The 15595-nt window shown below is 55.7% G+C and carries 14 protein-coding genes; 7 read left to right on the top strand and 7 right to left on the bottom strand.

All coding sequences use genetic code 11. The features are described 5' to 3' along the window. Nucleotides 1-77: 77 nt before the first annotated feature. The 5 genes from F6Y09_RS12040 (at nt 78) to F6Y09_RS12020 (ending at nt 6127) form a co-directional block, all read left to right on the top strand. Entirely contained in the window at nt 78-1058 is a 981-nt protein-coding gene (locus tag F6Y09_RS12040) for an ABC transporter substrate-binding protein (RefSeq protein WP_152207179.1), read from the top strand. A 76-nt stretch (nt 1059-1134) separates the two neighbouring features. Then, nucleotides 1135-2037 (top strand): ABC transporter permease, encoded by a 903-nt coding sequence (locus tag F6Y09_RS12035; protein WP_152207178.1) that lies wholly within the window; start codon nt 1135-1137, stop codon nt 2035-2037. 9 nt (nt 2038-2046) lie between these two features. Then, on the top strand, nt 2047-2841 hold the full coding sequence (locus F6Y09_RS12030; RefSeq protein ID WP_152207177.1) for an ABC transporter ATP-binding protein: 795 nt from the start codon (nt 2047-2049) through the stop codon (nt 2839-2841). Between the two features lie 423 nt (nt 2842-3264). Continuing rightward, nucleotides 3265-5403, top strand: a complete 2139-nt coding sequence (locus tag F6Y09_RS12025) for an adenosylcobalamin-dependent ribonucleoside-diphosphate reductase (RefSeq protein ID WP_152207176.1) — start codon at nt 3265-3267, stop codon at nt 5401-5403. A gap of 28 nt (nt 5404-5431) precedes the next feature. Further along, the gene (locus F6Y09_RS12020; RefSeq protein ID WP_152207175.1) at nt 5432-6127 is read left to right on the top strand and encodes a TSCPD domain-containing protein; all 696 of its coding nucleotides are present in this window, start codon (nt 5432-5434) and stop codon (nt 6125-6127) included. A gap of 82 nt (nt 6128-6209) precedes the next feature. Here F6Y09_RS12020 and F6Y09_RS12015 read toward each other — a convergent pair whose 3' ends face one another. Next, nucleotides 6210-7184 carry an MBL fold metallo-hydrolase gene (locus F6Y09_RS12015; protein WP_152207174.1) on the bottom strand — a complete coding sequence of 325 codons (975 nt, stop codon included), beginning with the start codon at nt 7182-7184 and terminating at the stop codon, nt 6210-6212. Between the two features lie 118 nt (nt 7185-7302). Then, the gene (locus F6Y09_RS12010; RefSeq protein ID WP_152207173.1) at nt 7303-7908 is read right to left on the bottom strand and encodes a cysteine hydrolase family protein; all 606 of its coding nucleotides are present in this window, start codon (nt 7906-7908) and stop codon (nt 7303-7305) included. 222 nt (nt 7909-8130) lie between these two features. On the opposite strand from F6Y09_RS12010, the gene F6Y09_RS12005 reads away from it, so the two are divergent. Continuing rightward, nucleotides 8131-8877: a spermidine synthase gene (locus F6Y09_RS12005; protein WP_425481845.1), complete on the top strand. Its 747-nt coding sequence runs from the start codon at nt 8131-8133 to the stop codon at nt 8875-8877. Between the two features lie 18 nt (nt 8878-8895). Here F6Y09_RS12005 and F6Y09_RS12000 read toward each other — a convergent pair whose 3' ends face one another. Then, nucleotides 8896-9792, bottom strand: a complete 897-nt coding sequence (locus F6Y09_RS12000; protein WP_152207172.1) for an alpha/beta hydrolase — start codon at nt 9790-9792, stop codon at nt 8896-8898. 156 nt (nt 9793-9948) lie between these two features. Between F6Y09_RS12000 and F6Y09_RS11995 the strand changes: the two genes are divergently transcribed. Then, nucleotides 9949-10977: a GlxA family transcriptional regulator gene (locus tag F6Y09_RS11995; RefSeq protein WP_152207171.1), complete on the top strand. Its 1029-nt coding sequence runs from the start codon at nt 9949-9951 to the stop codon at nt 10975-10977. Between the two features lie 13 nt (nt 10978-10990). Here F6Y09_RS11995 and F6Y09_RS11990 read toward each other — a convergent pair whose 3' ends face one another. From F6Y09_RS11990 to F6Y09_RS11975, 4 genes are read right to left on the bottom strand one after another with little or no spacing between them, the layout of a single operon-like run. After that, the gene (locus F6Y09_RS11990; protein WP_152207170.1) at nt 10991-12088 is read right to left on the bottom strand and encodes a carboxysome shell carbonic anhydrase domain-containg protein; all 1098 of its coding nucleotides are present in this window, start codon (nt 12086-12088) and stop codon (nt 10991-10993) included. A 42-nt stretch (nt 12089-12130) separates the two neighbouring features. Further along, nucleotides 12131-12475 (bottom strand): YdbL family probable chaperone protein, encoded by a 345-nt coding sequence (locus tag F6Y09_RS11985; RefSeq protein ID WP_152207169.1) that lies wholly within the window; start codon nt 12473-12475, stop codon nt 12131-12133. Nucleotides 12476-12513: 38 nt separating this feature from the next. Beyond that, nucleotides 12514-12738: a YnbE family lipoprotein gene (locus F6Y09_RS11980; protein ID WP_152207168.1), complete on the bottom strand. Its 225-nt coding sequence runs from the start codon at nt 12736-12738 to the stop codon at nt 12514-12516. Between the two features lie 48 nt (nt 12739-12786). Beyond that, nucleotides 12787-15417, bottom strand: a complete 2631-nt coding sequence (locus F6Y09_RS11975; RefSeq protein ID WP_152207167.1) for an intermembrane phospholipid transport YdbH family protein — start codon at nt 15415-15417, stop codon at nt 12787-12789. Nucleotides 15418-15595 lie beyond the last annotated feature (178 nt).

The raw sequence follows: 15595 nt of genomic DNA, 5'->3' as shown, positions 1-15595 counted from the left end.
GCTCCGGCGAGGCATGCGCCCCATCCCTGTGATAAACTTGCGCGCTTTGAACTGACTCACCTTCCGGAGACTGATTTATGGCCAACATCGTGATGCATGCATTCATCGGTGTCCTGCTTATGTTCAGCATGACTGCGACTCAGGCCGAAGAACCGCGGCTGATTGCGGTTACCCAGATTGTCGAGCATCCCGCCCTGGATGCTGTCCATCAGGGCATCAAGGATGAACTTTCGGAACGCGGCTTTACGGATGGCGAAACGGTCCGGATGATGTTCGAAACAGCTCAGGGCAACACTGGCATTGCCGCACAGATTGCCCGCAAGTTTATCGGAGAGGGCGCCGATATCATTGTCGCTATCGCCACGCCATCCGCCCAGACCGTGGCCGCTGCTGCCCGCAATATCCCCGTGGTGTTTTCCGCGGTAACGGACCCTGTCGACGCCAAGCTGGTTGCCAGTCTCGAGAGCCCCGGAGCCAACATTACTGGCGTGACTGATATGCTGCCCTTGGCACAGCACATGGACATGCTGCTTCGCATGGTCCCCAACGCGAAACGTATCGGAACGGTTTATAACCCGGGTGAAGCCAACGCAGTTGCTCTGGTGGAGGCTCTGGAAATCGAACTCGAGAGCCGGGAGATCAAGCTGGTCAAGGCCGCAGCAACTAAAACCTCCGAAGTTCTCGGCGCTGCGCGCTCCCTGACTGACAAGGTAGATGCGATCTATCTCACCACTGATAACACCGTTATCAGTGCTGTCGAAGCCGTTATTTCAGTAGGAGAACGGGCCAAAATTCCGGTATTTGCGGCGGATACTGCGACAGTTTCCCGGGGCGCGGTCGCGGCCCTCGGCTTCGATTACTACGACGTCGGTCGCCAAACCGGCGCCATGGTTGCCAGGATTCTTGAGGGTGCCGCACCCGGTACGCTGCCGGTTGAAGGCGTCGAAAAGTTGTCTCTGTTCGTCAATCCGGATGCCGCCGGGCGTATGGGCATTACGATACCGGCCGATGTCCTGGCCGAAGCAGAAGCAATCGTCGATGGCGCTGCCCGTCGCTAGTATTGATCACAGGTAGCAATCGGGCAGCGGACACCAGTCCCTGCCCCGTTCACTCCCATAACCAGAAGCCCTCAACATGCTTAGTGAAATAGCGCTTTACGGCGCCATTGAGACCGGTCTGATCTATGGCCTGGTCGCGTTCGGGATTTATCTTTCGTTTCGTGTGCTCCACTTTCCGGACCTCACCGTGGACGGCAGTTTTCCCCTTGGCGCGGCCGTTGCCGCTGTTCTCATTATCGATGGCATCAACCCATGGGTTGCTACCGGCGCCGCTGTTCTCGCCGGCATGGGAGCTGGCGCAGTAACCGCGTTGCTCAACGTCAAGCTCAAAATTCTGAATTTGCTGGCTTCGATCCTGACCATGATCGCTCTGTACTCCATAAACTTGCGTATTATGGGCCGGCCGAACATTGCGCTGCTTTCAGAGGAGACCGTATTAACTCCCTGGTACGAGTTGGGGCTTGCCTATCAGCAGGTGCCGGTGCTGCTGTTTTTCATCATCGCAATGATTGCGCTGGTGCTGTTGTGGCGCTTCATGAAATCAGAAACCGGCCTCGCCATGCGGGCCACCGGAGCCAACCCCAGAATGGCCCGAGCCCAGGGCATTGCAACGGGTGCCATGGTGATACTCGGGGTCGCGCTGTCTAACGGGCTGGTGGGGCTGGCAGGCGCCCTGTTCGCCCAGAGCCAGGGCGCAGCAGATGTAACCATGGGCGTCGGGGTTATCGTGATCGGATTGGCGTCACTGATCGGTGGCGAAGCCGTGGTCACCCCCCGTACGGTGTTACTTGCCCTTGTCGCCTGTATCGTCGGCGCTATCCTTTACCGCCTCGCCATCGCCTTTGCGCTGAACGCCGACTTCATTGGTCTGAAAGCCCAGGATCTGAACCTGGTTACAGCGGTATTGGTGACCCTCGCCATCGTATTACCCGGCTCTAAAGCCTCCGTCCGGGCCTACTTCGCCCGCCGCAGCCAATAAGGAAAAGCGATGATCACCGCAAAAAATCTGAGGCTCACCTTCGGCCAGGGCACACCGCTGGAGAACCCTGCCCTCAGAGGTATGAGCCTGACAGTTAACCAGGGCGAATTTGTCACTGTAATCGGCAGCAATGGCGCGGGCAAATCCACATTTCTGAACGCCCTGGCCGGAGAGGTGCTGGTAGACAGCGGTTCTATTGTGGTCGATGGGCAAGACGTTACCCGTCTGCCAACCCACAAACGGGCGAGCCGGGTAGCGAGGGTGTTTCAGGACCCTTTGGCCGGCACCTGTGAGGATCTGACCATTGACGAAAATCTGGCGTTAGCAATAAAACGCGGTCAACGTCGCGGGTTGTCAGCGGCAGTAAAGGCCCGTTATACCGATCAGTTTCGCAGCAGCCTGGCCTCACTGGGCCTTGGGTTGGAAGACCGGCTAGGGGACAAAATGGGACTTTTATCGGGTGGCCAGCGGCAAGCGGTCAGCCTGTTGATGGCGAGCATGACGCCTTCAAGCATTTTGCTGCTAGACGAGCATACCGCCGCTCTCGATCCTAAAACGGCTCGCTTTGTTCTGGCACTGACCACCAACATCATCGAGCAACAAAGCCTTACTGCGCTAATGGTCACCCACAGCATGAAACAGGCTCTGGAGGTGGGCACAAGGACGGTTATGCTGCATCAGGGAGAAGTGGTCTTCGATATCGCCGGAGAGGACCGAAAAGGTCTGGAGGTTAAAGATCTGTTGGATCTTTTCGAGAAACAACGGGGACTCGAGATTACCGATGACAGTCTGCTGCTGGGATAGCACCCAACCCCTACATGTTGTGTTGTCGTGCAAGCCCCTGAAACCCGCTGCTCGACGAGCTTGATGGATATTTCAAGTCAGTTTCAATTGATTCTCCTTACAGAAACCAGCCATCCTGATAGTTCCCCTCATCTTCACAGACCACAATATCCTGTTATACTCGAACGACTGACGCCGATATATTGGGTTTTGAGCGAAAAACGACCAAATAATAACAACGCGTTTAAGGGCTATACTCAGGCGCCTCCAGTGACCCTTTCCGGGCGGCTCAAACGCTTTAAACCGATTGGCTTTCAGGATTGACCTGCATCTCCTGACACACCAGATGTAGTGGTCACTGGACAACTAACATATTCTAGGAGGATGACGCCGGCTCAAGCGCAGCGTCGTTCATCAGCAACATCTGAAATCCCGAGGGTGGCAATGAACGCTAAGGCAAAGGCACTGACAACAACGATTCCCATGCAGGACGCATCGCTGGATATCTGGAACAGCAAATACCAGTTGAAAACAAAAACTGGCGAACCTGTAGACGCAACCATTGAGGCGACCTACGAACGCGTCGCCGTTGCCCTGTCCCAGGTTGAGGCGAAAGCAGATCGCGCCAGGTACATGAAAGATTTTGTCTGGGCCCTCAAAAATGGCGCCATTCCGGCTGGCCGCATTATTTCCAATGCCGGTGCAGAAGCTCACAAACCGGCTACATCGACTATCAACTGCACCGTGTCCGGCAGCATCAATGACTCGATGAACGACATTCTCGAGAAAAACCATGAAGCAGGCCTGACACTAAAAGCCGGCTGTGGTATCGGTTACGAATTCTCTACCCTGCGCCCCCGGGGCGCTTATGTCGCAGGCGCCGGAGCGACAACTTCCGGCCCACTGTCGTTCATGGATATTTTTGATCGGATGTGTTTCACCGTATCCTCTGCCGGTGGCCGCCGTGGCGCCCAGATGGCGACCTTTGATGTGCACCATCCGGATGTACTGGACTTTATTCAGGCCAAGCGTGAAGACGGGCGTCTGCGCCAGTTCAATCTGTCTTTGTTGATCACTGAAGATTTTATTGAAGCGGTCAGGAATGACGGGGACTGGCAGTTGTCCTTCCCTGTCACCCAGAAAGAAGTGGCCGAGGAACAGCTCGACCTGACTGACGGCAGCCTGTTCGTTTACCGGGACTTTCCGATTCAGACCGGTTATGTCACCGACGAGGAAGGCAAGGTCGCCTGCCGTATCTATCGCACGCTTAAGGCCCAGTTCATCTGGGACAGCATCATGACGGCTACCTATGACTATGCCGAGCCCGGTTTCATCCTGATTGACAAGGTCAATCAGATGAACAACAACTGGTTCTGTGAAGACATCCGCGCCACTAACCCATGTGGTGAACAGCCGCTACCACCCTACGGCAGCTGCCTGCTCGGCTCCGTCAACCTGACCAATTTTGTGGACAACCCGTTCACCGACAAGGCGAGCTTCAACTACGAGAAATACCGCAAGGTTGTCGCTATTTTCACCCGTATGCTGGATAACGTGGTGGAGATAAACGGCCTGCCGCTGGAAGAACAGCGCCACGAAATCAATTACAAACGCCGCCATGGCATGGGCATCCTGGGTCTGGGTTCAACTCTGGCTATGCTGCGCATGCCTTATGGTTCGGAAGAGTCGGTAACGTTTACTGAAGAAGTAGTTCGGGAAATGGCAGTGGAAGGCTGGCGCCAGTCACTTGCTCTTGCAGGCGAAAAAGGCCCCGCGCCCATCATGAATGATGAGTTCGAAATTACGCCAAAAATGCTGTCCAAGTGCCCGAAACTCAAAGCAGATGGCTACACTATGGGTGACAGGGTCAAAGGCCGGATACTGCACGCAAAATACAGCCGTTACATGGAACGTATTGCAGACGTTGAGCCGGAGCTGGTTGCCGCCCTGGCAGAGCAAGGTGGTCGGTTCACCCACCACACCTCCATTGCCCCGACCGGCACCATCAGTCTGTCTCTGGCAAACAATGCCAGCAACGGGATCGAACCCAGCTTCTCTCATCATTATGCCCGCAACATTATCCGGGAAGGCCGCAAGACCAAGGAAAAAGTGGACGTGTTTTCCTATGAGCTGCTGGCCTATCGGCATCTGGTGAATACCGGCGCCATGCCGTTCTCAACCGATGAAGGCACCCGTCTGCCGGAGTATTTCACAACTTCCGATGATGTATCGCCGGACCAGCACGTGGACATACAGGCCGCCGCGCAAAAGTGGGTAGATTCATCCATCTCCAAAACAGCCAACGTGCCTACGGACTTCGCGTACCCGGACTTCAAAAACATTTACATGTATGCCTACGAGCAGGGTCTGAAGGGCTGCACCACATTCCGCTTCAACCCTGAAGCGTTCCAGGGTGTACTGGTAAAAGAATCAGATCTGGAAAATACGCTGTATGAGTTCACCCTGGATGATGGCAGCAAAATCACGCTGAAAGGAAACGAGCAGGTGGAGTATGACGGCGAGATTCACAATGCCGCCAACCTGTTTGACGCTTTGAAAGAAGGCACATACGGAAAGTATTGAACCGGAAAACCGACACAGGACAACGAACATGACCGTTAAAATCAGCAATAAAATCGTCGGCTACCGGGTGGTCAAAGCCGACAAAGCAGACGAAAAACTCGCGGAGCCGATCGCTGCGGTGCCCTCGCCGGTAAAAATGAACGAGTACATCGAACGGCCGGATTTCTTGTTGGGCACCACCTACAAGATCAAGCCACCGATTGCCGAACATGCGATGTATATCACCATCAATGACATCTTGCTCAACGAGGACACCGATCACGAGAGCCGTCAGCCTTATGAGGTGTTCATCAACTCCAAATCGATGGAACACTTCCAGTGGGTGATCGCCCTTACACGGGTTATTTCCGCGGTGTTCCGCAAAGGCGGTGATGTCACTTTCCTGGTGGAAGAGTTGCGGTCCGTATACGATCCCAACGGCGGCTACTTCAAAAAAGGCGGTGTCTTCATGCCCTCCCTGGTGGCGGAAATTGGCGCTGTTATTGAAAAGCACCTGAAGGCCATCGGGTTGATCGAAAGTGAAGAAATGAGCGAGGTCACCAAGCGTATTCTCGCTGAGAAGCGTGCGGAGTTTGAAGCCAGCAAGGCCGCTGCGAATAACGATGACACCGTCGGTGATTTCCCACCCAACGCCTCCATGTGCGGCAAGTGCAGCACCAAAGCCGTCATCGTGATGGACGGCTGCGCAACATGCCTCTCATGCGGTGACAGCAAGTGCGGATAAGCGTTTGCTGAGGTTCGAATTGGTGTTGATTTCAAAGGGGTGCCCATCAGGCACCCCTTTTTTATTTTCCACCACGACACTATCAGGAACAGCCCTTCGTGCAGCTCGCCTCACCGTCAAATGACATGGTGACACCGCTTAAAGGCACATGAACCGGAACATTGGTTGCCTTGATAAAGGCCTCGGTTTTGGTACCAGTCACCACTTTACCGTCCTTGGTGGCAACTTCGTTGGCATGGGACGCAATAACCGATTTCGGCTGCACAAGCTCGTTGATCACGTAAGCAGCTTCATTCGGGCCAGTGGTAAAGGTGTTGCCGATGTTAATCACTGCCAGGTTGGCCCCGTAGTAATCCTTAACAACCAACTCCTGCTCTGCGGTGATGCCTGTGTCCCCCGACAGATAAACGACAAGGCCATTGGTGAATTTCAGTACGTAGCCGGTTGGTGGCCCAACGGATGCACTCAGACCGGAGCCTTTCAGGTACTCGGCAAGCGGGCCGGTGATGAACCCCGCCCCGAGACCATTACTGTGGGTTGCCGGTACCGTGGTGATCTCGACTCCCCCCATTGTGACAAGTCCGCCAAACCTGACCAGTACTGAATCCGAGCTATCGCCTCCGGCCGCCTGCATCTTGTTCGCAAAGAAAGCGGGCATATCGCTACCGGTGACCATCTTGGCGCCTTTTTTTACGGCGATGTTGACGGAGTTAGAATTCGGCATCGCATCCACGGAAGAGTCCGCGGAGGCGCAACTGCCGGCGTTCGCTGCGGGAATATGCTGGTCACCGACATGGTCACCGTGTACGTGGGATACCAACACAATATCGATGTTGCCAAGCCGCGGGTCATCGGGCCCAGCCACCGTACGTCCGGCATCGTACAAAATACGGGTACCATTCGGATCTTCAAACACCAGCGCTCTATCCCGGGCACAGAATTCTCCATCCTGCCCACCAATAGGCGTTACCGTCACCAAGCCCTCCGCTGCAGTTGCCCCGGTCATTGTCAGGGAACCTGCAATTCCAAGCGCCCATATCCATTGCTTTGCTATCATGGCCCTGCCCTCTTGTTGTTTAGCCACTTTATCTTACGGCCAGTGTCGGAAGATGTCTCTCAAGTGAGGGCCGGATTGGTAGATTGGCAGGGCTTGAAAGTGTCAAGGCCAGGAACGGTCAGATTTTGAGGTCGTCAACGGTCTCTACTACAGCCGCATAGAGGTCACGTGTCGATGCCAGCGCGCCGTCGTGAACATCCTGGGCACTCAGCACCCGTCCACTTGCAGTTGCCAGCGGACGGGTGGCCGTCGCGCTGGCCACCACGGTTGGCGCGTATCCCAGATTAAATCCCCCATGGGCGGTGGAATTTACGCACATGTGGGTCATGAAGCCGGCCAGCACAATGTTTTTGATACCGAGGGCTTTCAATTGCGCATCCAGATCCGTTCCAACGAACGAGTTGGGTACGTTTTTCGTGATTACCGGTTCGTCCCCGACCGGTGCCACTTCCTCGGAGATTGCACCCAGGTCATCAGTAAGATCATAGGGGCTGCCCTCACCACCATCATGACGAATGTGAAATACCGGTACATCGTTCTGGCGCGCCAGTTCAAGCAATTTCTTTGCTTCAGCGAGCGCTTCCTCAACGCCCGTCAACTGCATGATGCCGCGGCGGTATGTATTCTGGCAGTCAATCAAGATCAGCGCGGACTCAGTCAGCGGGGCCGGTTGATGCTGTCCCAGTCCGGAAATATCTCTCAGGGTTTTGGCAGCGGTTGTCATTGTGGGTACTCCTGAATGAATGGGTGAACACTGTCTGGCGCATTGCAACATGTAAGACAGCTCCGGCTATACAGTACGAACGATGTATTCTTATCGTTCAGAAGTTTCAGGCACGGTCCTTTCTGGAATCAGCGCATGATCGTTCGACGGAGGATATCGGGCACCTGCTCATGTAAACTTCACGAAACAGCAACAACCATTGGAAAATCAGGGCAACTACAAATGAGTTTGCGCCTCCGTGGCACCGTAATCCATCAAACCGAAGACGCCCTCGGCAATATCCTGGTGCTTGACCACGGCAAACACCGGATCCTGAGCTTCGATTCGATCTTCGAGCAAAGCAAAATTGCCCGCAGCAAATCCTATTTGCCAGTGCACGAATACAACCGGGCGATGCTGCTGCCTATTGCCTTCAGCCTGCCTCGGCGGGCAACCATTCTGGGGTTGGGCGGAGGGGTATTGGTAGGAGCGCTGCACCATTTGCTTCCGGAATGCGAACTCCACGCCGTGGAGCTACGCCAGCAGGTCGCCGAGGTCGCCCGGCGTTTTTTCAACCTGCCAGAAGCAGACAAAATCCGGCTGACTATTGCAGACGCCCGACCCACCCTCCGAGACACTCCGACCGCAAGTACCGATCTCATTCTGACCGACCTGTACGGGGCGGACCGCATGAGTCCGGCCCAGTCACAGCGCCGATTCATCGACGAATGCGAACGTGTACTGAGCCCCGAGGGCTGGCTGGCGATTAACTACCACAGAATGCCAACCCTCGACGGCCGCCTGTTTGCCCACATTCGCCGACTCTTCGCCTGCGTGTTGCTTTTCAAAAGCAAGACTAACAACTACGTTCTGTTCGCCTGTAAACAATACTTCGAACCGCTTGCCGCCGATGACCCGCGGCTCAGGGCGTTGGAGCGACATCTCCCCATTGCCTGGTCAAACCTTATGGCCAGGCTCACATCAGCCTAGGGCTTCAAGCCCGCCAGCTTACCCGTCCAGAAACGCCGACAGCTCTTCAAGAACCTGGCTGTCCTTCAGAATCCGGTAATGACCCAGATTCCGGGTCTCGAGGAACCGGCATCGCTGCCAATGGCCGGCAATCAGCTCACCGTGCAGGGAGGGAATCTCGACATCATGAATGTCACTGACAACCAGCCCATCGATTTCAAGCCGCCTGACCAGTTGCGTCATATCCAGTCGTTGCCAGAGCTCAGCCCCAAACTCCTCCTCAAGCAGGCCGGCGTGCACATCAAGAACCGGTTGCGGGATAGCGAGTTGTGAGCCGAACAAATCCACGACATGATCGAGGTTTAACGGAGGCGCCATCAACGCAAGCCGGTTGACCGGCAAGCCTCCGGTAGTGGCCAGCACCGCCGCAACAGCCCCCAATGAGTGCCCGACGATGCCGTGGATCTGTCCAAACAGATCCGCAACCTGCGCGACGGCCTCGCTCATTTCAAAAATATGCGTGCGTTCGCCCTGCGCCCGTCCATGGCCGGGTGCATCAAACACCACCACGCGATAGCCACGCTGCACCAATGGCTCGATCATCGGGCCGAACTGAATGCCAGCGCCAGACCAGCCGTGAACCATTAACACAACCGGGCCACTGCCCCAGCTGTAGACTGGCAGCTCAGAGGTTCCGAACCTGAGCCGGGTGTAACTGTCGGCGTTATCCAGGAGATACTCGAACGTTGCTCCTCCACCGGTTCGCGTAGGCGTGAACCAGAGCCGATTAACAAACCGGCCGGCTTTTTCAGCAGACAGCAGACTGTATATCCTGATCGCCGATCTCAGCACCCGCATGGCCAAAGGTACTTTCATCGGCTTTACGGCAAGAGTGACGGTATTTTCTGAATCGATCCATTGCGTGTGAATTGACATAGCGAATTCCTCCCAGCGGTGCCCGAATTAGGTTGACGACAGGATTACTTTAAGACTTGCGCAGGTAGGCCGGGAGTGTCATATTTGACATATTAGGTGCTGAATGCGCCATTCAGCCGTTTTATGGCTGAGCACCCGATACCGGAGATCGTTATTATGGAAGTTGCCGTGCTCGCTCTGCCTTATTGTGCAGCGGCATCAGTTCACGGAATGCTGGATATACTGACCACGGCAAATTACTGCCACGGTTTGACCGCAGTTCGGAACGCGCCACCGCTGTTTAATCTGAATGTCATTACTCCTGACGATGCGCCAGTGCGGGCGTACAACGGCTCGAACATTGCACCGACCAGGGGACGCGAAGATATTCAGCCGGATTTACTCGTCGCAGCCTCGGCAATCGAATCCTTCTCGGAAGCGTCCTTTCTGGATCAACATCTGGCCTCCCAGACAGCGGTGCAAGCCTGGCTGCGAGCATTGTTTGAGAACGATGTCATTATGGCAACGGCTTGTACCGGAAGCTTCCTGCTCGCAGAAGCAGGCCTGCTGACCGATAAAACCGTCACTACCCACTGGCGCTCGGCAGGTCATTTTCGGCAGCGGTACCCGCATATACATCTTGAAGCGGATCGGATGCTGATCGACAACGGCAACGTTATCAGTGCCGGCGGGGCAACCGCTTTTATTGATCTGGCTTTCCACCTCATTGGACGTTTCGGCAGCCCGGCACTGGCTTCAGCGTGTGCCAAGCTGCACGTATTCGACAACAACCGTCAAAACCAGACGCCGTATCGGATGTTTGAAGGCAGTAAAGCCCATAAAGATGAACGGATACAGCTCGCGCAGGAATGGATAGAGCAGCATCATGCGTCACCCATTTCCATTGATGACATAGCAGACAAAGTTGGACTGGGGGCCAGGACATTCAAGCGGCGCTTCAAGGCCGCCACCGGCGAAACTCCCATTGCGTACCTGCAACAGGTTCGCATAGAAGTCGTAAAAACCATGCTCGAAACAACCCTGAAGTCGTTCAGCGAAATTGTCTGGGAAGCAGGCTATGAGGACGTCAATTCTTTCAGGCGTCTGTTCAAACGCGAAACCGGTTGCACCATGGAGCAATACCGGAGGCGGTTCAGCTATACCGTACCTCGGGAAATTCCGGTCCCACTGCCCGCCTCCACCTGAGACCCACCTAACTTCAGCAACGCTCCCCTATCCGATCACCTTGCGGATCTTCCTGCAAAACGTCCAGTCGGCGCTCAGGCCAGTTCAGGGTTGCTGTCCGTGTGATCATGCCCGCCATGAGGTCTGGAAATTCCTCCCGAATGACGCTGGTTGCAAACCCGGCCAGGAAACGGGATTTGAGTGCTGCTCTGGCTTGCTGGGGGCCAGGCTCATGATACGGTGATGACGATAACAGCAGGAAGCCGTCATCGGGTATACGGCCACTCTCCATATTAGCCCGGATAATGGTGGCCGCTTGCCGGATCGGGTGTGCAAGATCGGGGCTGTAAGGGCCTATAATGAGCGCCACGTTGGGCACGTGGAGAAAGTCAAAGCCCCGCCCGAGACAAATTACCCACTCCCGATGCTCTATATCCAGTTCCCGTTCACTCTGACGAATCTCTGCAATGTGACGGATATTCCCACACACCAATGGCAGCAAATCGCCACGAACCTGGGCGGGCATATCCGGATACAATGCGGACAACTGCGGTATGAGTGCGTCCATTTGCTTCTCAGGGACCACTGAAAGGTCATACTGCCTGTCATCGAGGCCGTGAAGAATCAACGCATCCTCGTCGGTCTCAAAACCGCAAACCATGGGATAAACAGTTTGGTGCCCCCTGCCAAAAATCTGTTCAACCTGGCTGCGGATACCATACGCGTGGGCTATGGCTGCCTCACGGTCGCAGGCAAAGCCAGCGCAGCCACGAGCCTTCAAGCCCTTGGAATAATGGTAGGTAATAATAATCAACACCCGGCGCCCTTCCCGCACCGCCTCGCCGACAGCATCCGCCAGCATATCGCCAAGGTAAGGCCAGCCCAGATCAAAAATACCCCCCAGGTTCCGGAAAGGACGAATGATGCCCAGAGGGGTCTGAGTGACATAGGGCAGATGAATGCGTCCATCCATACATTTGAGCGCCACGATCAGCGTGCTGTGCTCAGCCAGATAACGCTGCCTCGCCAGATGGCTTTCTGGACTGCAGAACTGTGCAGAATGGGTCCGGCTCAAGTCCATTAGCCAGTTCATTCGCTCCTGAATCGGGCGGATATGGATTGCGGTACTCATGCGGGGTCGCCTCGTCTCATCTGCTTTCTTTCTTGATGCACTTTACTTCTTGACCCACTGCCCTTCGATCACAACAAACTGGCCAGCTGGCGTCTTTTCTATAGCCTTTTTACCGGCGACGGTTTCTACCTGAGTCACCGGGATGTTGTGCTTTTGTGCAATGCGCGCATATTCCTGGCGACGGGCTTCATTAATAGCGTCCACAATCTCCCGCGCGCGCTCATCAGACCCCACCACATCGAGGTAGCCGGTCGGAGTCTCGCCCACCTGCCCCTCCTGCTTCACAGTCTCCAACTGGTTTTTTGCTTCATTCAGGCTAATGCCGAAGGCTGGCAAACTCAGGCACAATGCCAGCGCCAGGGTAGTGAACTTCGCAGATCGTTTCATTCGATGCTCCTTACAAACCTGAAAACGTTGCCCTGAGGTTAAAACAGGCCTTTTTCACTGAACAGCTCGTCCACATCCTTGTCTACTTTTACATAGATTTCATGCTGAATTTTGACGTTCAGATTGACGGTGATGGGCTCCTTTGGCGCAGCCATCTGGACTGTCGGCGTGCAAGCTGACGTCATCAGAAATGTCAGCAAAATTGCCGTTATGGCAACTTGAAGTCGTCTCGGGGACTTTATTCCCGGACTGTATCCTTTCATTGGGTTTGCTCCTCTCGGCGGCCGCACCACCCTTGGCCCAGCCATTGGTTAATCCTCCGCCTTCGGGTCGCCTTGCCCGCCTTCGCGCTTCTGCATCAGCTCGCGAACTCTCTCAGTCACCGCTTCATTGACCCGGCCACTGAGCTGCAGGCTGGTTAGCAATGCGGGTATGTCCTCTTCGAGATTGATGTTGAGCACAATCGGATGACCGTCCTGGATATCGGGATTACTGCCCTCCAGATGAAGCCCGAGAAACAGTCTGCCGTCCTGATCATAGTCTATGGTGCTATTAAGCACCGAATAGTGAAAGTTTTCCATCGCGCCTGCCACCAGCTCCATCGCCTGGTTGTTCTGCGCGATCCCCCGCAGCCGATCGGCTGGAAGTCTGAGCGTGCCCCCGGGTTTGATGGCGGTCACCGTACCCTGCTCTATGCGAATACCTTCCCGGCCAATCAGCAGGGGTACCTGCCCGGTTAGTGTTCCCGTTCCGGCCAACCCTTCCGCCGGGTACACACGCATCAGTTCGGAGAGCTCGACCTTGCTGAGTTCCAACGGGACTTGCAGTGGCAAATTGGCCAGACTCCAGGTGCTCGGCGAGACTTCCAGGGCACCTCCGAGAAAGTCCGCTGTTGCTCGATCGAGTTTTAACTCGCCGCTACCGGAATTGTTGGTTGAGCCGCGATAGCTGCCACCCAATTGCACGGGGCCAATAGCAACGCCCGGGTTAATCTGCTCCAACGTCAGCTCCGGTACCTCGATGACCAACTGCGGACCCCGTAGGCCGACATCGAAATCCCCGTCAAGCGCTGTCCAGGCAGTACGATCAATAACCCCGGACACCGCTTCCATGGTTACCAGTGCATCCAGCTCTGTCGGCCCCGCCGACGGTAGCCTGAAGTTGGTGTTCGCCCTGACGAGACCGCTGGTAATCCGCAGACTCTGCGGCCAGATGGCAAGCGTATCAGCCAGTGCCGTTGTGGAGGTTTCTCCGTCCATCACTAACGTCCCGGTCATGGTAAGGTCACCACCGAACGGATACGCCAGATCAATATTCGCTGAGGCCCCGGCTTTGGAACTGAGCTTGCCTTCCATATTGAAATTCCGGGCGCCACTTTCCAGTCCACTGTCCAGTACACCAGCGAACCGCCATGACTGGGGCCGCAGCAAAGGCTGACTCACCTCAGCACTGGCCAGGCTCAAGGGGCCCTTGACGGACAGGCGTTCCAAGGCATTGTCTTCCACGCTGAAGCCTGCCGTAACAGACAGTTGGCTGAAATCAGCCTGCACACGTTGAAGCTGGAGCGTGCTGTCGACACCGGGCTTGGTCATGGCACGAATTTCAAGGCTGGATGTGGGGCCAAGCACCAGCGCCAGTTCATCTTCATCCATATGACCGGAGACCGAGATACCGGCTGCGATGTCCCGGAATACCCACCCGCCGGCCTTCAAATCCGGCGTACTGGCGTTGATTCGGGTCTGGCCTATCTCAAGCGCCCAGGGGCCGTTCATTGCAACCGCGAGATGACTGTTGATGTCAACCCGGGCCTGCCCGCGGCTGACCATCGCCAGATTGAGAGCAAGAAAACGTTCGCTCTGGAGTATGCCGGGCATAGCTTCCGCAGGACGAATCTTTAGCTCCAGGGTATCCGGGCGCAAGAATTCCGGGAGTTGCCGGGCCCAGCTCCCCGGGTCCTGGAGCTGCAGGTCTGCCTCAGCCGCCTTCGCTTGCCAGTGGCCTCCCGTTGTTTCGAGTTCCAGCTCAATGCGGCCCTGAGCTGCGCCGATGCCCGGAAGAAGCCAGGGTTGTGGCAGGTTGGCTGAAACTGTCAGATCTCCGGATAAGCTCTGGAAAAAGCCAGACCCGGCCGGGCCGGTCAGCGCCCAACTGGCCCTCATGCTGGCCCTGTCAGGTTGCGGGGGCAGGTCACTCACCGATATCGGATGCCAATCTTGCAGCCAGGCCAGCAGCCAGTCAGCCCGGGGTAATTCGGGCATTACCACCGATCCGCGCCAGTCTGTTTGCTGATCTTCGGATGCAGTCCAATAATCGGACTGGAGTTCCATATGAGATTTGCCGTCAATCGCCAGGGTTGCGTTGAGGCGGAACTGCTCCGAGGATTGACCAGCCAGACGGCTTTCAATCTGAACCCGGTGGCCTTCATGCTCAAAATCAAGGCTGGCCACAACGGGTAGCACATCAGGCCCCCTGGTAGCGCTCAATGCCCCGTCCAGGTCGCACTTCCCGGTTGCACAGGGAACCGTAGCATGGAAGGCGCTTATGGTCAGGTCATAGGGTAGCCAGCGCAATGGAATTTGCGGTAATTCCAGTGATTCGCTCGGGTCCGGATTGGCAGCCGTGTCATTTCCTGTCTGCCGGTCAATATGCAGCGTATCGAGAGACAAGCTGGTTAGCTGAGGCCCTCTCCATTGCCATTGCCAGTCCAGCGAAAGCGCGCTTGCTTCCACCCTCAGTTGCCGTTCACGTTGTACCTGTAACACCTCCAATCGCTCAATGGTCAGGCCGCTAAAAGAGAGATCCAGGTCCTCCCACTCCACAATCTGGACGCCATGGGTGTGCATAAACTGCTGCCAGATCTGCCGCAGGTAAATGCCGCCGGCCATAACCGCCAGAATTACGGATACAAGCATGACAAAGCCGATGGTGCGGCGACGTGACATAGCGGTCCTTGAAGTGTCCTCCTGCAAGGATACCTTTATAACCTCTGGGCAAGTCAAAGGTGAGTCAGGACTCGTTCAGAGGCTACCTCTTGGGAGTTCTGCGTATAGCGAGCCATTGCAAAGGTCAATAGAATGATAGGCAGCTACTTAATAAATTGATTTATCTGTTAAGTAACAA

This window comes from Marinobacter changyiensis (genome assembly GCF_009193265.1).
GTDB classification, from domain to species: domain Bacteria; phylum Pseudomonadota; class Gammaproteobacteria; order Pseudomonadales; family Oleiphilaceae; genus Marinobacter; species Marinobacter changyiensis.
Note: the sequence above shows the minus strand (reverse complement) of the source record. Positions and strands in the feature narration are given on the sequence as shown.